The sequence below is a fragment of the Paenibacillus chondroitinus NBRC 15376 genome, assembly GCF_004000765.1.
Classification (GTDB): domain Bacteria; phylum Bacillota; class Bacilli; order Paenibacillales; family NBRC-103111; genus Paenibacillus_E; species Paenibacillus_E chondroitinus.
The window spans coordinates 207,141-224,598 of record NZ_BILW01000005.1 but is presented as its reverse complement, the minus strand read 5'-3'; the positions used below and the strand labels follow the sequence as shown (position 1 = coordinate 224,598).

14 protein-coding genes are annotated in these 17,458 nt (G+C 48.8%); 2 read left to right on the top strand and 12 right to left on the bottom strand.

What is annotated here, in order from left to right; all coding sequences use genetic code 11:
* Positions 1 to 92: 92 nt before the first annotated feature.
* Positions 93 to 926 (bottom strand): diaminopimelate epimerase, encoded by an 834-nt coding sequence (dapF, locus tag PCH02S_RS09110; protein WP_127452195.1) that lies wholly within the window; start codon positions 924 to 926, stop codon positions 93 to 95.
* Positions 927 to 1,077: 151 nt separating this feature from the next.
* A complete protein-coding gene (locus PCH02S_RS09105; protein WP_127452193.1) occupies positions 1,078 to 3,870 on the bottom strand; it encodes a calcium-translocating P-type ATPase, SERCA-type in 2,793 nt (930 codons plus the stop codon).
* Positions 3,871 to 4,052: 182 nt separating this feature from the next.
* Here PCH02S_RS09105 and PCH02S_RS09100 point away from each other — a divergent pair, with 182 nt between their 5' ends.
* Positions 4,053 to 5,816, top strand: coding sequence for an Rqc2 family fibronectin-binding protein (locus PCH02S_RS09100; protein WP_127452191.1), 1,764 nt, complete (start codon positions 4,053 to 4,055; stop codon positions 5,814 to 5,816).
* A 57-nt stretch (positions 5,817 to 5,873) separates the two neighbouring features.
* On the opposite strand, the gene galU is transcribed toward PCH02S_RS09100, so the two are convergent.
* The 5 genes from galU to PCH02S_RS09075 all read right to left on the bottom strand — a co-directional run bounded on the left by galU (position 5,874) and on the right by PCH02S_RS09075 (position 9,603).
* A complete protein-coding gene (gene galU, locus PCH02S_RS09095) occupies positions 5,874 to 6,755 on the bottom strand; it encodes a UTP--glucose-1-phosphate uridylyltransferase GalU (protein ID WP_127452189.1) in 882 nt (293 codons plus the stop codon).
* Complete coding sequence (locus PCH02S_RS09090; protein WP_127452187.1) at positions 6,755 to 7,621, bottom strand: PHP domain-containing protein; 867 nt, start codon at positions 7,619 to 7,621, stop codon at positions 6,755 to 6,757. Before PCH02S_RS09090 ends, galU begins: the two co-directional genes overlap by 1 nt.
* A 46-nt stretch (positions 7,622 to 7,667) precedes the next feature.
* The gene (locus PCH02S_RS09085; protein ID WP_127452186.1) at positions 7,668 to 8,579 is read right to left on the bottom strand and encodes a selenium metabolism-associated LysR family transcriptional regulator; all 912 of its coding nucleotides are present in this window, start codon (positions 8,577 to 8,579) and stop codon (positions 7,668 to 7,670) included.
* 111 nt (positions 8,580 to 8,690) lie between these two features.
* Positions 8,691 to 9,128, bottom strand: a complete 438-nt coding sequence (locus tag PCH02S_RS09080) for a hypothetical protein (protein WP_127452184.1) — start codon at positions 9,126 to 9,128, stop codon at positions 8,691 to 8,693.
* 211 nt (positions 9,129 to 9,339) lie between these two features.
* Positions 9,340 to 9,603 (bottom strand): YlbG family protein, encoded by a 264-nt coding sequence (locus tag PCH02S_RS09075; RefSeq protein ID WP_127452182.1) that lies wholly within the window; start codon positions 9,601 to 9,603, stop codon positions 9,340 to 9,342.
* Positions 9,604 to 9,650: 47 nt separating this feature from the next.
* Between PCH02S_RS09075 and PCH02S_RS09070 the strand changes: the two genes are divergently transcribed.
* The gene (locus PCH02S_RS09070; RefSeq protein WP_127452181.1) at positions 9,651 to 10,655 is read left to right on the top strand and encodes an asparaginase; all 1,005 of its coding nucleotides are present in this window, start codon (positions 9,651 to 9,653) and stop codon (positions 10,653 to 10,655) included.
* A 6-nt stretch (positions 10,656 to 10,661) separates the two neighbouring features.
* Here PCH02S_RS09070 and PCH02S_RS09065 read toward each other — a convergent pair whose 3' ends face one another.
* From PCH02S_RS09065 to PCH02S_RS09045, 5 genes are all read right to left on the bottom strand, one after another.
* Positions 10,662 to 11,111, bottom strand: a complete 450-nt coding sequence (locus PCH02S_RS09065; protein WP_127452411.1) for a YlbF family regulator — start codon at positions 11,109 to 11,111, stop codon at positions 10,662 to 10,664.
* 82 nt (positions 11,112 to 11,193) lie between these two features.
* Positions 11,194 to 13,227: a helicase-associated domain-containing protein gene (locus tag PCH02S_RS09060; protein ID WP_164819480.1), complete on the bottom strand. Its 2,034-nt coding sequence runs from the start codon at positions 13,225 to 13,227 to the stop codon at positions 11,194 to 11,196.
* Positions 13,217 to 14,923, bottom strand: coding sequence for a DNA repair helicase XPB (locus PCH02S_RS09055; RefSeq protein WP_127452177.1), 1,707 nt, complete (start codon positions 14,921 to 14,923; stop codon positions 13,217 to 13,219). The genes PCH02S_RS09060 and PCH02S_RS09055 overlap by 11 nt, the downstream gene beginning before the upstream one ends.
* A gap of 134 nt (positions 14,924 to 15,057) precedes the next feature.
* Positions 15,058 to 16,131 carry a Gfo/Idh/MocA family protein gene (locus PCH02S_RS09050; RefSeq protein WP_127452175.1) on the bottom strand — a complete coding sequence of 358 codons (1,074 nt, stop codon included), beginning with the start codon at positions 16,129 to 16,131 and terminating at the stop codon, positions 15,058 to 15,060.
* A 58-nt stretch (positions 16,132 to 16,189) separates the two neighbouring features.
* A complete protein-coding gene (locus PCH02S_RS09045) occupies positions 16,190 to 17,350 on the bottom strand; it encodes a Gfo/Idh/MocA family protein (protein ID WP_127452173.1) in 1,161 nt (386 codons plus the stop codon).
* Positions 17,351 to 17,458: the final 108 nt, after the last annotated feature.

The window sequence follows — 17,458 nt, the reverse complement described above, 5'->3', positions numbered from 1 at the left end:
ATCTCCCCGCTTACTAAAAAAATGTAGTTATAATGTATCACAAATGATGGGAGATATTAAGATAAACCTTTATCAATCATTCTGATAGTGTGCTAGTCGAGCGTACCCTGATACACTTCTTCGGCTGGCCCTGTCATATACACGTGATTATCTTCTTCATTCCATTCGATGAACAAATCTCCGCCTTTCAGCGAAACCGTAGCCTGACGGTCGGTAAGCCCATTAAGAACGGAAGATACCAGCGTCGCGCAAGCACCGGTCCCGCAAGCCAGGGTAGGACCTGCCCCCCGCTCCCAGACACGCATATCCGTAAACGTACGATTCTTCACCGTAGCGAATTCCACATTGATTTTACGCGGGAACATCGGGTGTACTTCAAGCTTCGGCCCCCAAACGGCAAGGTCGAAATTAACCGCATCCTCCACATAAATGACACAGTGCGGATTTCCCATCGAAACAGCTGTAAACCGAAACTCTCTTCCGTCTACTTCAATCGGATGATTGATTACTTTTGCCTCATCTACCGTCGTAGGAACTTCGAGTCCTTGCAAAATCGGCTGCCCCATATCCACCCGGACCGTCGCAACTTTCCCCTCTTGCACATTCAGTTGGACCTTCTGCACACCTGCTCCTAGAGTTTCAACCGTAATCTCTGTTGCATCCGTAAGCTTGTGGTCATAAACATATTTGGACACGCATCGAATCGCATTGCCGCATTGCTCAGCCTCGGATCCGTCGGAGTTAATGATGCGCATTTTGAAATCTGCCTTCTCAGAAGGAAGAATGTATACTAAGCCGTCAGCGCCAATGCCAAAGAAGCGATTGCACAGCCGGATCGCGAGCTGATCCACACCGGCAGGCAGTTCTTTTTCACCAGCTATGACAATAAAATCGTTGCCTAAACCATGCAATTTTGTGAATTTCATTGTATTCAGCACTCCAAATGTGTGTTTTAGCCAATATCATAGCGCAAAAATGATTGAATGCATAGCCCTTTCTCCTGTTTTTCGTTCAGCTAAAGGGGAAAAGGCCATCCCCAAGGTCATCAAGACCTCTGAGACAGCCTCATCTCTAAACTTATCTGAAACTTGCCTTGGATGATGTATAGGAAGCAGGACGAGAGCCTTTCGTACGCTTCGGTGAGAGCACGCTGCCCAGCCCCATAAGAAAGGTCGGGATCCCTGCGGCGATGAGCACGAGAATCCAATCCTTCCATCCAAGAGGAACGGTTTTGAAGATCGGTTGAAGAGTATCCACATACATAACGGCGAGCATCAAAATAAGAGAGGATAATACCGCAAGAACAAGGTAACGATTTTGTAACGGATTGCGGTGAAAAATCGAACGGGAGCTGCGGCAATCGAACACATGGATCAGCTGAGCCATGACCAGCGTAGCGAAGGCGACGCTTTGTGCTTTCAATAATGTTGCGGCATCCGAAGGATCCGCCCGCAGTACGAGCCAGAATGCCGCCAAGGTGCAGACACCGATGAGAATTCCGCGGGAGATGATTTTCCAGCCGAGCCGTCTGGCGAAAATGTTCTCCTTAGAGGAGCGGGGCTTATGCTGCATCAAGTCCTTCTCGGCTTGGTCGACACCCAGCGCCATCGCCGGAAGGCCGTCCGTCACCAGATTCACCCACAGAATTTGGATCGGTACCAACGGCAGCGGCAGACCTGCCATCATCGCGATAAACATCGTCATAATCTCGCCGACATTGGATGCCAGCAAATATCGGATGAATTTGCGGATATTTTCGTAAATCCCCCGTCCTTCTTCAATCGCTGCGACAATCGTGGAGAAGTTATCGTCACTGAGAATCAGGGAAGAAGCTTCCTTCGAAACGTCCGTACCCGTAATCCCCATCGCGATTCCGATGTCAGCCGCTTTAATTGCCGGCGCATCGTTCACTCCGTCACCCGTCATAGCGACAACATGTCCTTTACGCTGCAAAGCTTTGACAATACGCAGCTTATGCTCAGGGGATACCCTTGCATACACGTAAGTATCATTTACCTTGGCTTCGAGATCTTCGTCCGACATGGAAGCGAGCTGCTGCCCGCTCAAGCTGACGCCACTGCCTTGAATCATGCCAAGCTGTTTGGCAATCGCTTCTGCCGTCGTCTGATGGTCGCCGGTTATCATAATTGTTTTGATGCCTGCTTTGCGGCATTTGGAGATGGCTTCGCGCACTTCTTTACGAGGCGGATCAATCATGCCGGTTAAGCCGATGAAGACCAAGCCGTTCTCCACCGTTTCATAGTCGTCGTAGCGATCCGTGCTTTTTAGCTCCTTGTAGGCGATGCCAAGCACCCGCAGGGCGGATCTGGCCATGCCTTCATTGGCCGCCATTACTTTTTGCTTCAGCGTAGAAGTGAATGGAATGACTTTGCCATCCCATAGAATGTAGCTGCAGTGCTGGAGCAGAACGTCAGGCGCGCCCTTGGTGCATGCCATGCGCCCATTTTCCGAAGTCACCAGAACAGACATCCGTTTGCGTTCGGAATCAAAAGGGAATTCGGCGATCCGTTTATACTTGTCGCTAAGCGACTCTTGCGTAATGCCGCTCTTCGCGCTCAGGACAACCAAGGCTCCTTCCGTCGGATCCCCTTTGATATTCCAGACGGAGACGACGTTCTCTTTGGAATCCTTACCCTTCTTCCGTTTCAGCTCCTGCTTTTCCTCATATAACGTTGCGTTATTACAAAGCACAGACACGTGGAGCAGCCTGCTTAATGAAGGGTTTTTGAGCAGATCGGCGTTTTGTCCGCCAATTTGAATATCTCCTACCGGTGTATAGCCGTCCCCCGTTACTTCCAGCACATCACCGCCAACCCATAAGTGGGTAACGGTCATTTTGTTCTGTGTGAGGGTTCCTGTTTTATCGGAGCAGATGACCGAAGCGCATCCCAGTGTTTCAACAGAAGGCAGTTTTCTTACGATCGCTTTGCGTTTAATCATCCGCTGCACGCCAAGTGCCAGTGCAATTGTCACAATAGCAGGCAAGCCTTCTGGAATGGCAGCGACGGCCAAGCTCACGCCTGCCAAGAACATCGCATACGGCTGTTGTCCGTGCATAATACCGGCAACGACGACGAGAACGGTTAACGCGATTGCGACAATAATCAGTATTTTCCCGAGTTGTTCCAGACGGTGCTGAAGCGGTGTTTCCATGGATTCCGTATTTTGAATCAAATCTGCAATTTTACCCATTTCCGTATTCATTCCAATGCGAACGACCACGGCTTTGGCTGTGCCTCTGGAAACCATCGTCCCCATAAACCCTAGATTTCGCTGATCCCCAAGCGGTACTTCATCATGCGCAATCGCTGCTGTTTGCTTACTGACGGCCACAGACTCGCCTGTTAACGCTGATTCCTCGATATAAAGACCGTTCGTCTCCAAGAACCGCACATCTGCCGGAACCCTGTCCCCGCTTTCCAGCAAAATGATATCGCCAGGCACCAAATCACGAGCCGGTATTTGATGAATGGCGCCTTCCCTCCACACGTTCGCATTCGGAGCAGACAATTCCTTAAGTGCGCGAAGCGAACGTTCGGCGCGGAATTCTTGGGTAAAGCCAAGGATGCCGTTCATGACAATAATGATAACGATCGTGATTGCATCTAGATATTCGCCCAGCAAGCCGGAGATCAGAGTCGCCCCTAATAACACCAGCACCATGAAATCTTTGAATTGATTCAATAGCAGCGTAATCGGAGAGACGCGATTGCCTTCAGTCAGCTCATTGCGACCCGCTTCTCCCTGCCGCTTCCAGGCTTCTTCCCAGGGCAATCCTTGCTGCGTGTCCACCTGCTGTAACTGCAGGACTTCTTCCGATGTCAACTGGTACCACTTATTCTGACTCATTCGCCCTTCTCCCTCCCACTTCCCACTTGATCTTGCCTCCCACTCATACGTAAATGTATTCAGACAAGCCGGAAAATATCCCTGAAATCATCTTTCCCGGTGGCTAAGGCTTAAGTTTTTGTGAAAAGTATGGCATCATAGAGATTAGCAAAGTTTTCACCTAGAATGGAGTTGTATGTATCATGGCTTTAGACGGACTAGTCCTGCACGCGATTGTTCATGAATTACAAACGTGTGTCGGAGGCCGCATTAATAAAATTCACCAGCCCAGCGAAAATGACGTCATCCTGCAAATCCGGGCGCAAGGGCAAAATCTCAAGCTTCTTCTTTCAGCGAATCCCACGTTCCCACGGGTCCAGCTCACGGAGCAAACCTCTTTGAATCCGATGGATGCCCCTATGTTTTGCATGCTCCTTCGCAAGCACTGTGAGAACGGAGTTATTGAAGCCGTGGAACAAATTGGCATGGAACGTGTCATCCGGTTGCAAATCCGCCACCGAGATGAATTAGGCGATATGAGCACCAAAGAAATCCTCGTCGAAATTATGGGGCGGCATAGCAATATCATTCTGCTGGATCCGGCAACGGACACCATTTTGGATGGTATACATCACGTAACCCCAGCTATTTCCTCCTATCGGGTTGTCATGCCAGGAAGCAAGTATGTCACACCGCCTGTGCAGGATAAGCAAAATCCACTTAACGTGAATAAACCAACCTTCCTTGATGCGATGACTCAAATGTCCGGGGAAGATTCCTCTGGTTCGGATAAACCCGAACATCGGCTTGTCGCCGCCTTTAGCGGGTTAAGCCCATTAATTGCCAAAGAGATCGTATACCGCGGCCGCAAGAGCGATGGAAGCGAACAAACGGTCGATCTCGGCGCTTTATGGCATGCTTTTGACCATGTGATGTCGGCTGTGCGTCAGCACCACTACGAACCCGTCATTACCGAGCAGACAAGTACCGGCAAATTGTTCTTCGCCATGACACCGCTCACGCACATTGAAGGCACGTCCACGACGTACCCAACGCCTAGCGCATGCTTGGAGATGTTTTATGGAGACAAAGCCGAAAGAGATACAGTCAAACAGCGCGTGGCCGATTTGCTCCGTTTTTTACAAAATGAATCGAACAAAAATGTTAAAAAACTGGAAAAACTGCAAGAGACCGTCGAAGATTCCAAAGATGCCGACAAATTTCGAATACTTGGCGAGCTGCTGACAGCTTCCCTGCATGCCGTTAACAAAGGGGATCGCGAGCTTGAGACGGTCAACTACTATGATGAAGATCAGGCTTTGATCAAAATTCCGTTGGATCCGCTGTTGACCCCGTCAGAGAATGCGCAGCGCTATTTTAAAAAATACACAAAAATGAAAAACAGTACCGCTATTGTCGAGGAACAAATCGAACAAACGCATCAGGAAATTACGTATCTGAATTCCTTGCTGCAGCAGCTGGGCGTAGCTTCCTTGACCGATATCGAAGAAATCCGCGATGAGCTTATGGAACAGGGCTACATTCGCGACCGCAACAAAAAGCAGCGCAAAAAGAAGAAAAAAGATAAGCCTGCCTTGGCATGCTATATGTCTAGCGAGCAAATTCCGATCTACGTCGGCAAAAACAATACGCAAAACGAATTTTTAACCAACCGGCTTGCTTCCTCCTCCGATACTTGGCTGCATACGAAGGATATCCCCGGCTCCCATGTCGTGATCCGAAGCGACAACTATTCCGAGGTAACTCTGCGAGAAGCAGCGCAATTAGCTGCATATTTCAGTCAAGCCAAGCATTCCAGCCAAGTGCCTGTTGACTATACGGCGATTAAACATGTCCATAAGCCGAATGGCTCCAAGCCTGGATTCGTGATCTATGTGAATCAGAAAACACTATTCGTAACGCCGGATGAACAGGAAATCAAACAAATGAAAGTAACTGTAAAATAAAGAAAGAACCTAGCGCATCTTCCTGCACTAGGTTCTTTTACTTATGTATACTTATGTTTATTCCGCTTCTAGCTTTCTAGCCAAATTGAGAAGATACGCTTTCACCTGCTGCTGCAAATCCGGCCGTTGAAGGGCAAGCTCGATGGTCGCTTCAATATAGCCGAATTTGTCGCCAACATCGTAACGATTCGCCTGCATCAAATAAGCGGCCATTTGCTGCTCTCTATTCAGGACACGGAGTGCATCCGTTAATTGAATTTCTCCACCGCGGCCAGGCTCTTGCCGTTCCAAAATGCCAAATATTTCAGGCATGATCAAGTAACGGCCGATCACGGCTAAATTCGAAGGTGCTTGGTCACGGTCAGGTTTTTCGACCAAATCTTCAATCAAACGATAGCTGCCGTAGCTCGCCGCGGGGGAAACGATCCCATATTTGCTCACATCTTCCCATGGCACTTCCTGTACAGCGATAACGGACGTTTCTGTCTGTTCATAAACATCCAGCATCTGTTTGAGTCCAGGTGGAGATGACTGCAGAATGTCATCGCCCAGAAGCACGGCAAACGGCTCATCGCCAATAAATTTGCGTGCGCAAAGGATGGCATGGCCGAGGCCTAAGGGCTGCTTTTGCCGAATATAATGAACGTCAGCCAGATTAGAGACAGACTGCACAATATTCAACAATTGCGTGCTGCCCTTTTCCTCAAGCATCATTTCAAGTTCAACGGATTTATCAAAATGATCTTCAATCGCCCGCTTGTTGCGGCCGGTTACAATGATGATATCCTCAATCCCGGACTCAATTGCTTCTTCCACGATGTATTGGATGGCAGGCTTGTCCACAATGGGCAGCATTTCTTTGGGCTGCGCTTTCGTGGCTGGCAGGAAGCGGGTTCCTAAACCAGCCGCAGGAATGATCGCTTTGCGAATCTTTTTCATTAACGCGGCTCCTTCTCGGTTTGTAGATATTGCAAAACTTCAGTCCCAATTCGCTTGGAACCGATAGGCGCATGAAAAACAACTCCGCCCCGTTCGCCGTGGAAATCTGAACCCGCTGTAATGAGAAGGCCTGTGCGCTGGGCAAGCTCAAGATATCTCGCTTCATCTTCCGGCGTATGGTCGGAATGGTAGACCTCAATGCCGTCTAATCCTTGCTGCGTAATAGCCTCAACGAGCGCATCGTCATGATAGATGCCCGGATGAGCAAGTACGGCCTTTCCACCCGCTTCATGAATCCACTGGATGGCCGTTTCCGGTTTGATGCGCGGCGGGTTGGCATAAGCGGCTGCGCCTGTAGCCAAATACTTGTCAAAGGCCTCGCTAATGGAGGAAACATAACCTTTGTTCAAAAGCACAGCAGCAATATGGGGTCTTCCGACAGTATCGCCCTTGCGCTTAATATTCGCTACTTCTTTGAGCACATCATCCATCGTAATTTCCATGCCTAACTGCTGCAAGCGCTCAATAATCATGTCGTTCCGAGCATTTCGGGTGTCACGCAAAGAGGCCAATCTTTCCAGAAACTGACTATCGTCGATTTGAATATAATACCCCAGCACATGGATGTCTTGGCCACCCGCGACGGTCGAGATCTCAACCCCAGGTACAACTTCAATGCCGAGCTTTGCTCCTTCTGCAAGCGCCTCAGCCACTCCTGAAACCGTATCATGATCCGTGATCGCGATTGCCGCCAATCCGGCATCGTGGGCCATTTGCACATTAGCCGCAGGACGCTGCGTCCCGTCCGAAGCCGTCGTATGTGTATGTAAATCCGCTTCCATTTTGGATGACACCTTGGCTGTCATTTCCGCTTCCCCCTCTTCTTCTTATCCCTTACAGGTGCTGCACATTTTAAAGAAAACGGCTTAATTCTTCCTGCTGTAAAAAGGTCATAAAACTGACTGCGGATATAGGAAGCAGTGTGGAATTTAAATAAATCGCATAGAAGCTGCGTTCAAACCTAATATTCTCAATCGTTTTCACTTTAAACAGTCCTAGGGTCACTTCATGCTTAACCGAAGACTGCGATAGGATGGAAATACCAAGTCCAGCTTCAACGGCTGATTTAATAGCGCCAGTGCTGCCTAATTCCATGACAATCTTCATTGTGGAGCAATCCATGTTGCAGCGGGCGAATTCCTCTTCCATTACCCTTCGAGTTCCGGACCCCTGCTCACGAAGCACGAAAGGATATTTCAACACTTCTTCGAGTGTAACAACCTCCAGGTCTGCTAAAGGGTGGTCCGTCGGCACAATAAGCTTCAGCTCATCGCTTAGAATCGCTTCTGTATGAACATCCGGATGATGAATCGGCGCCTCAACAAGCCCGAAATTCAGCTGATGACCCAGAACCTCATCAAGAATTTGTGTCGTATTCATTACCTTCATGGAAACGGAGATATTCGGGTAATCTTTGCTGAAGGGACCAAGAAGACGAGGTAAAATGTATTCGCCCATCGTCAAGCTTGCGCCAAGCTGGAGACGTCCTTCAATCATTTTGGTGAACTTGGACATCGCCACGTCCGTCTCCCGAATCAGCTCAATGCTATTTTTAGCAAACGGCATGAGCGCTCTTCCCGCTTCAGAAAGCTCAATCTTCTTGGTGCTGCGGTGAAATAGCTTCACGCCGAAATAATCCTCGAGGGATTGGACCTGCATCGTGACGGCAGGCTGGGTCATATGCAGCGCCCCGGCGGCATGTGAGAAACTTCCTTTTTCCGCGACGGTATAAAAAATGTGAAGTTGATGAAAATTAAGTGCCATGAAACCCCGCCTCTCTTTGCTACCATTATATGAAATTGCGCGCGCGCAGTCCATTCAGACGTAAAAAAGAGCATGCCCGATGGACACGCCCTTGATCCAGCTATTATCCAGTTACCGGCGCTTGCGGCTGTTCTTGATCAATGTCATGCGCCTTGAATGCCTAAGCCAAGAATAATATGATTTCAAATCGCGAAGCTCCATGGTTTCGGACATTCTCCCGAGGAAGGTGACGATGATCATCTTATGCAGCGGATTGCCCACCAGATCCGTTTCATTCTCCAAGTGAGAAAACTCGGCAACGACGACAAGGTCATCATCAATCAGATAAACATCTTCTTCATTTCGATAATAAGGGACGATGTCACCATTTTTAAGCTTTTCCCATAGAAAAGCACAGATTTCCTCCAGTGAGTTATTTTCACTAGAGACACGATCACTCCATCTCAGCTTCGCATGATTCGTGATCACGACATCCGCTACTTTCTTGTCACCCAGCTGCACGAAGAATGGTTCGTAAGTACTCCATCTCCCCATTACTTTGTCTTTCATGATCACACCCCCTTTCCTACAAAAATGAGTCCGCGTACCTATTCCATGAATATATGTAAGTTATAGTTTACTTGATTATAACTTTTTTTCCCATGTAAGAATATATAAAATTATTAATAAATATTTGTGAATTCATGAAAAAATGCTTATTATCTAAAAATTCAAAAAATAAAAAAAGCTTCTTCCGAAGCTTTCGTTTTGCACTACAGCCTCAAAGGGTGTAAAATCTAGTTTTGTCCGGTACTTCACTACTGTATTCGGTTTTGATTTCGTTGCGATATGACTTCTCTACTTTTTTGACGTAGGGCAGCTTAAGTAAGCTGCGAGTCGTTTCTTCAACTTTGCTTGCATGTATATAAAGAACCGCATAATTCATTTTCTTGGATATGTAATGAAGCGAACCGAATCTTTCCAAGTTTCTGGCGGCTTTAACATCGTTAACCCAAATGATTAACCCGCTACGCTCAATCATCATGATTGCAACCTCTTTTCAATAATCCTAGTATGGAGTGATACCCTTACATGAAGCCTTCTAACACCATTGTCCGCGTATACCGCGGGAACATAACGGAAAGTGTTCACCGCGTTCATCTCGCGGTCGTTAATACCAAGGGCTCGCTGCTGCACGGCGCAGGCGACCCACAGCTCCTTACCTTCGCCCGTTCAACGGCGAAGCTCATTCAAGCGCTGCCGGTCATCGAGTCCGGCGCGGCGGATCATTTCGGCCTTGGTGAGGCCGAAATCGCTTTGTGCTGCGCTTCCCACAACGGGGAAGCCGAGCACGTGAGCGCTGCCCAAGGCATCTTGGGCAAGCTCGGTTTCCACCACGAGCACCTGCAGTGCGGTGCTCATGAGCCCTACCACGCGCCGACCGCGCAGGCGATGCGGGAGCGGGGAGAAGCGCCGACCACGCTGCATAACAACTGCTCTGGCAAACATTCCGGCATGCTGGCGCTTTGTGCGCACCTCGGTGCATCACCGGATACATACATGAGCCTGCAGCATCCTGTGCAGCAGCTTATGCTGGAGGCGGTGTGCGCCATGTCGGACATCCCCAAATCGCAGATGGAGCTCGGGATCGACGGCTGCGGAGTGCCCGTATTCGGCATGCCGATCCATCATCTAGCCCTTGCATTCGCCCGGCTAGGAAGTCCGGAAGCGCTGCCTGAAGTCCGTGCAAACGCTTGCCAGAGAATCGTCGCCGCGGTGCGAAAATATCCTCAATTCCTAGCAGGCAACGATCGCTTCGATACGCAGTTAATCGAAGCCACGCAAGGCCGAATCATCGGCAAAATGGGTGCTGAGGGTATTTTCGCACTAACGGTTCCCGATAAAGGTTTGGGTTTTGTGCTGAAGATTGAAGACGGTAATCAGCGAGCGCTATATCCTGCTGTCGTTGAAGCGCTAAAGCAGTTAGATCTGCTTTCGGCATCCGAAGTCAGCAAGCTTGCTGCATTTCACACGCCTACCGTTCATAACTGGCAAGGAACCGAGGTCGGAATCATCCGCCCCGATTTCCAGTTGTAACATGGGTTAACCGCAATTGCCGCTGCAGCTTCCGCCGGAGGAACATCCTTTGCCGGTTGGCAGCGGGTTATTGCTGGGAACTTTGATAGAATCAGATACGGCGTGAGCGATCGTCGTGGATACGGTGAACAGTAAATCGTCCAAGCGATCCTCCGCTTCTTTGAATCTGCGAACAGCCTCGACCTGATGCAACTTGTCCTGAACCTCGTTCACAGCAGCCAATGCTTCGTGATAACTCGGGTGATAATGCCCGAAACGCTCGCATTCTTCGAAAGCATCTTTTTTCCTTGCAAAGACGGCTTTCAGCTCTTTCACTTCCGCACTGTTCTCAACAGCGTTCTTCCAATATAAATAATCTGCCACTTCAGCAGAGGAATTAATCATGTCACCCATGTCATAGGCCTGCATAAGAACGGCCGACATATCAATCGTTTCTGTTTCCATCGTCTGTAACATACCTATGTTCAACTTCCTTCCTCTTAAAGAGTATCTGACATCTCTACTATACCACAGTTCCTCAAGAGTTTCTTCCTTTTCTCTAGATATCCTTATCATTAATCCCCGGCAAAATCAATTTCATTTCCTCCCAATCCTCGCCAGACCATGCAATCTCTTGCAATTCTTCTAGGCCTTCCAGGATCCAACCTGTGCGTTCTTCGCGCAAACTTCTAGGAATGATGAAGCGGTTCTGCCCTTCTTTGCGCAGCTGTAAGCAGCTCTTCCATTCAATGGCCTTGCGAATCATTTCTTTACGCGTGGAACCATGGTAAGAACGAAAGTCATGCAGCCAACTTGACGGAATATCCCTCATGTCCGGGTATAAGCCATCTCTTTCGGGGAGCTCGGCATCCATCTCATATAGCTGGATGGAATCTCTGGAATAACATAAACCAGGTGTCTGATTGCCATATGAACCCTTGGCAGCATTGACTCCCGGATCATCCTTATCCTTACGGCTGCTTTTAGGGTTATAGCCCATACTTTCTAAACATTTCGTAAGCAGAGGGAGCTGCGCTTTGGGCACTACAAAATCAGCCGCGCCGACACGTTCCCGAAGAAACGGCTTGCATTTCTCGTTTCTAAGCAGGGCGTCTGCAATGTCGCTCGATCGGCAGCGAAGCAGCGTCACTTCTTCAAAATGCACTTTGCCGGTCTGCTCCCCCCATTGCCGCAGCGTTAAGGTTATTGGCTCAGGAATATCATAACACGCATTCTCTTGCAGCATGGAGATGATCTCTTCACTACTTTGCCCCATTTCCCAGGCGCGATAAAAGCCTTCTTTTGTCATCCGGTAAGTACGAACATGATCCGTTTGCTTAAGGTCGGCGAACGCCGCGATCTCCCATTCCGTTCGAAGCGAAACATCTGGAAGCAGCAGAATTTCAAAATCGGGCTGCACATAAAGTGAAGAAGATGTCGATTGTTTTTCCGCAACATCGGGTGGGTCATCGCTGATTCCCGCCTCTGATTCCCATTCCTCCCTCAGTGAAATCAGCCAGCGAAACCATATACCGCCTTCTTTATCGGCAGCAAGCTCAACAAAACGGAAGATGGACAGCGGCGCAATCCAACAAGAGAAGAGCGCACGCGAAAGTGAATCAGCTTCTTTCAGCGTATCGTATTCGGAGCAGCAGGCCATAATCGCTCCAACGATAGCATCCAGCTCAACCCATTGGCCTGTTTCCGCCCTCTCCATCCATGCTAAGCCAAGTTGAAGCCAGACAGGTGCAGGAAGCTGCAGCTGCCGCCAAACGCCGTAAAGCGCCTTCTGTTGGCTCTCATAGCGATCATCCAGCCATGTCAGGAAAGCGTCCTTGCACACAACCAGCTGATCCCCTTGCCCCGAAATGAATCCCATTCGAATAGCCATTTCTAACATCAGTGCTGCACCGTCATCGTAAATATCCCTGAATGCGTAGGTAATTCCCGCGGCGCGCAGCAAGTCATTCGGAAGCGTGAGATGCTGAGTTAGCTTCAAGATTTGCTTTTTATGTAATGTCCCTTTGTTGGTCAGGGGAAGTGAAGATTGCTGCGAACACGCTACCATAAAGTGAAAAAGCTGCTGGGCAAGACCTCGCGGATGCACGGTTGCTTCTTCCTCCTGCGAGCCAATCGCTTGGGTAGACCCCGCTGGTATTAACTCTAGCGCGTTTTCATCCACCATAGTCTTAAGCTTTACGGAAGGAAAAAGCAGTCCCTGCCATGCCTCAAAAGCATCCTCAGGCAGCACAAAAAGCTGCTCCCCCCAGGCTTTGCGGAAAGCGGCAATAACGCCTGCACGTCTAAGGCCTACCAGGCCAATGGCGACTTGAGCGCCGGCCATACGGAGACCCGCTTGCTTTTCAAGCGCAGCGTATGTGAACGACTCACAACCGAATGCGCTAAGAATAAGACGGAGGGTATTCTTCTCATCTACTGACAAATGAGACAGCAGTCTTAAGAGATATTTCCGGTCCGTCAGCAGATCAGGCAGTGAAACTCCCTCTTTGATGTAAGATGAGCACCAGGTTTGGCTGGAAATAAGCTGCTTCAAGGCTTCCGGCATTCGACTCACGACATGCTCATATCTCATACTGTTCTCCTTTACGATCTTTCGTTTCAGGACTCCAACGCTTAATGCAATATTCATAACCTTGTTCAACCAGAAACAATTGACGCTTCATGGCAAAGTCCTGCTCTTTGGTATCCTCGCTGATGATGGAATAAAATACGGCTGCATTCGCGCCGCTGCTTTTCGGGCGAAGAATGCGCCCCAGGCGCTGAGCTTCCTCTTGGCGTGACCCATAGCTGCCGGAAACCTGAATAGCCACCGCGGCATCCGGCAAATCAACGGCAAAATTAGCCACCTTTGAGACAATAAGCAAGGGCAGCTGCCCCTTTTTAAATTGATCATACAGCTCCTCTCTGTGTTCATAGGCCATTGAACCGCTGATCATCGGCGCGCCGGTATGAGCTGAAATCTGCTCTAATTGATCAATATATTGACCAATAATCAAAGTCGGTTCATCGGCATGGAGCCGCAGCAAATGGTCAATTACTTGTTGTTTGGCGCTATTTTCCCCGGCAATCCGAAATTGCTGTCTTGCGCTGGAAGCGCCGTACAGGTCACGATCGCTTTCGGAGAGCGGAACGCGCACTTCCTGGCAGGTAACCTTAGCGATCCAACCTTGCGACTCCAATTCTTTCCATGCCATATCAAACTTCTTAGGCCCCACTAAAGAGAATACATCTTCCTCTCGCCCATCTTCTCTGATTAACGTAGCGGTCAACCCGAGTCTGCGGGTCGCCTGAATGTCCGCTGTTGCGCGGAAAACAGGAGCAGGGAGAAGATGCACCTCATCATAAATGATAAGCCCCCATTCTCTCTCGCTGAACAAACGCATATGAGCGAAGTCATCTTCTTTATTCCCACGATGTGTCAGGATTTGATACGTTGCAATAGTGACTGGCCGTACATCCTTTGTTGTTCCGTTATATTCGCCGACCTGGTCTTCGCCGAGCCCTGTTTTGCTTAAAATTTCCCGCTTCCACTGCTTTACGGATGTGACATTCGACGTAAGAATCAACGTGGCACAACTGCATCTTGCCATGGCGGCGATACCAATCACCGTTTTACCTGCCCCGCAAGGCAGCACAAGAACGCCGCTTCCCCCTTCTCCGATGCGATGGAAGGCATCCACGGCACTCTTTTGATAGTCGCGCAGCTGAAAAGGCTCTTCCACTGTTTCATCGTCGCGCAGCTGAATCGGAAGAAATTCGCCGCTCCGATATGCAGCCAAATCTTCAACTGGAAAGCCGAGTTTGGTTAATTCCTGCTTCAACACGCCGCGATATGCCGGCGAAATAGCAATAGCCCGCTCGCCGCGGGTATCTTCTAAATATTTTTTCAGCGAATCGTACGTACGAATTTCTCTTAGTATGACCGTATCATCGCTAACGAGATAGAGTTCGTCGCCGACGTCTTCCATGCGCAACAAGCCATAGCGGTTTGCATATTTACGAATCCCGCTTAGCACAGAGGACGGTACGCCGAATTTCGCATTTTGCTGCAAACAAGCTGACATTTGTTCGATCGGCATCCCGGCAGCTGTTGCATTCCACAGCGATAACGGTGTAATCCGGTACATATGGAGATGCTCAGGGCTTTTGATGAGATCCGCAAAACGGGATAGAACCCCCCGAACGGACTCGAATTCGGGATGATGCGTCTCCAATAAGACTGACAAATCGCTTTGTACGATCAGAGGACGAGTAGGATCTACTTTCACTGGTTGCCATCTCCTTTCTCACTAGTATGAAAGGAAAGGACTGGATTTAAACCTATCTGGCCTGTCTGTTTTATTCATAAAAAAGCAAAACGGGCAGCCCGGCGGTGATCGCCGGACTACCCGTTTGATAATTTCTATTCAACGCGAATCGCTTTCTCCTGTGCAAGCAAGCAGAGCTCTGCTGCTTTGAACGTATGAGCCTGCGTCATAGCGTTCTCCGTACGGTTGATGCAATCAAGGATCAATTGGCCAAAGAAAGGAAACCCTACTTGTCCATGAAGACTATAGTGCTTCTCGCCTTGCTGATTGACCAGGTACAACTGATCTCCTTGCGGATCGCGCGCGATGTCAATATATTTACGAAGCTCAATATATCCTTCTGTTCCCAGAATCAGCGTGCGTCCGTCGCCCCATGTTCCAAGACCGCTCGGTGTCAGCCAGTCCACACGGAAATAGTTGGTTGCCCCGTTATCCCCAACAAGCGTAGCGTCACCGAAATCCTCCAGCTCCGGATAATCCTTCGCATGGTAGTTCGCGACTTTACTGCTTACCACGGTAGCATCTTTGCATCCCGCATAATGCAGAAATTGCTCAATTTGATGAGAGCCGATATCACACAGAATACCGCCATACTTATCTTTTTTGAAAAACCAATCCGGTCGGCCTGCAGCACCCAGTCGGTGCGGCCCAAGACCAATTACCTGAACAACGCGCCCAATAGCGCCTTCTTCGATCAATTGGCCGGCAAACACAGCGCTTTCTACATGCAGACGTTCGCTGAAGTAAACCGCATACTTACGGCCAGTTTCTTCTACCTTAGCTTTGGCAGAGGCAAGTTGATCCAACGAAGTGAATGGCGTTTTGTCTGTAAAGTAGTCTTTGCCATTCTCCATCGCCCGGATACCTAACGGTCCACGCTCGGATGGAACTGCAGCCGCAGCAATCAGCTTAACTTCCGCGTCATCGAAAATTTCTTGCTCCGAAGAAGCTGCTTTGGCTTGCGGATATTTCGCAATGAAAGCTGCTACTTTCGCAGGATCTTGGTCGTAGACCCATTTCAGTTCTGCTCCAGCTTCCAATAAACCATTACACATCCCATAGATATGACCATGATCTAAGGCAATTGCTGCGAAGACGAACTCACCTTTTTGCACGACGATGTTCGGTTTACCTTTTGGTGCATAATTCATTCCATCGCTTTTTTGCATATCCGAATTCCTCCACGATCTTACCCATGTATCGACAGGGTCAAATGGTCAGTTTTATTTATCTTGAAGCGGAAACATCAAAAGTTTTATAGCCAGCTTCTTTGTTAACAGTGGAATTTTTGATTTTGTCCTGCAAATGTTGCTCGAACAGGTCTTCGTCAATCGGCAGATCCACCCAGTTGTCTGTCCACGTGGACAATAGCATTGCATTGGAAAGCATTAAGCCTTTGATGCCTTCTTCCCCTGGAGCAACAAGTGGTGTGCCGTGAAGAATCGCATCAACGAAGTTTTGGGTAATTCCCATGTGGCTTGTTTCTTTGCCTTCGATTGGGATATCGATTTTCCAGCATTCCGGTTGACCGAATCCGCCTTTGAATGTTTCGTTAAATTCTCTTTCGGAAACACGCAAACGCCAGAATGTCAGCTTGCCGTCTTCAATAACAATTTTTCCGCGGTCGCCGGAAATTTCAAAACGATTTGTTCCCGGAGCTTCCCCTGTTGTCGTAACGAATAACCCTGTCGCGCCGTTTTCGTACTCAACGAATGCTGTTACATCGTCTTCTACCTCGATATTGCGGTGTTTCCCGAAGTAACAGAACGCGCGAACACGTTTCGGCATCATGTCAATTGTCCACTGCCACAAATCAAGCTGATGCGGATCCTGGTTAATCAGAACACCGCCGCCTTCACCAGCCCATGTTGCGCGCCAGCCGCCTGAATCGTAATAGCTTTGGGATCTGTACCAGTTCGTAATGATCCAGTTGGTTCTGCGGATTTCGCCGAGCTCACCGGATTCCACCAGATCTTTGAGCTTTTTATATAAAGGATTTGTACGTTGGTTGTACATCATGCTGAAGATTTTGCCTGACTCTTTAGCTGCTTCATTCATTTGGCGCACTTGTTTCGTATATACGCCTGCCGGTTTCTCACACAGAACATGAAGTCCAGCTTTAAAAGCTTTTATCGCTACTTCGGGATGATCATAGTGTGGAGTCGCAATCAGTACGCTATCAATAGCGCCTGAGTTCAGAAATGCGTCAAGATTGTCGAATAATTGGATATCCTGACCTAGGTTTTCTTTCGCCCATTCCAAGCGATCCGCTCTGAATTCACATATAGCTGTCAATTCAGCGCCTTTTACTTCGTTTTTCACCAAATATTTGGCATGTCCAGTTCCCATGTTGCCCAGACCGATAATACCAATCCTAACCTTCTCCATATGTACTCACCTTTTTCTTGTCAGATTCACAATTAATTGAACACGTTACCAATGTAGCATATTTCAGCAGTTCGCATCTTGTCGCAGATTGACCACCTTATTGCGAAC

Bases quoted from the DNA above. Each gene is read 5' to 3' on its own strand.
- dapF (WP_127452195.1), bottom strand. From the start codon at position 926: ATGAAATTCACAAAATTGCATGGTTTAGGCAACGATTTTATTGTCATA.
- PCH02S_RS09105 (WP_127452193.1), bottom strand. From the start codon at position 3,870: ATGAGTCAGAATAAGTGGTACCAGTTGACATCGGAAGAAGTCCTGCAG.
- PCH02S_RS09100 (WP_127452191.1), top strand. From the start codon at position 4,053: ATGGCTTTAGACGGACTAGTCCTGCACGCGATTGTTCATGAATTACAA.
- galU (WP_127452189.1), bottom strand. From the start codon at position 6,755: ATGAAAAAGATTCGCAAAGCGATCATTCCTGCGGCTGGTTTAGGAACC.
- PCH02S_RS09090 (WP_127452187.1), bottom strand. From the start codon at position 7,621: ATGACAGCCAAGGTGTCATCCAAAATGGAAGCGGATTTACATACACAT.
- PCH02S_RS09085 (WP_127452186.1), bottom strand. From the start codon at position 8,579: ATGGCACTTAATTTTCATCAACTTCACATTTTTTATACCGTCGCGGAA.
- PCH02S_RS09080 (WP_127452184.1), bottom strand. From the start codon at position 9,128: ATGAAAGACAAAGTAATGGGGAGATGGAGTACTTACGAACCATTCTTC.
- PCH02S_RS09075 (WP_127452182.1), bottom strand. From the start codon at position 9,603: ATGATGATTGAGCGTAGCGGGTTAATCATTTGGGTTAACGATGTTAAA.
- PCH02S_RS09070 (WP_127452181.1), top strand. From the start codon at position 9,651: ATGAAGCCTTCTAACACCATTGTCCGCGTATACCGCGGGAACATAACG.
- PCH02S_RS09065 (WP_127452411.1), bottom strand. From the start codon at position 11,111: ATGTTACAGACGATGGAAACAGAAACGATTGATATGTCGGCCGTTCTT.
- PCH02S_RS09060 (WP_164819480.1), bottom strand. From the start codon at position 13,227: ATGAGATATGAGCATGTCGTGAGTCGAATGCCGGAAGCCTTGAAGCAG.
- PCH02S_RS09050 (WP_127452175.1), bottom strand. From the start codon at position 16,131: ATGCAAAAAAGCGATGGAATGAATTATGCACCAAAAGGTAAACCGAAC.
- PCH02S_RS09045 (WP_127452173.1), bottom strand. From the start codon at position 17,350: ATGGAGAAGGTTAGGATTGGTATTATCGGTCTGGGCAACATGGGAACT.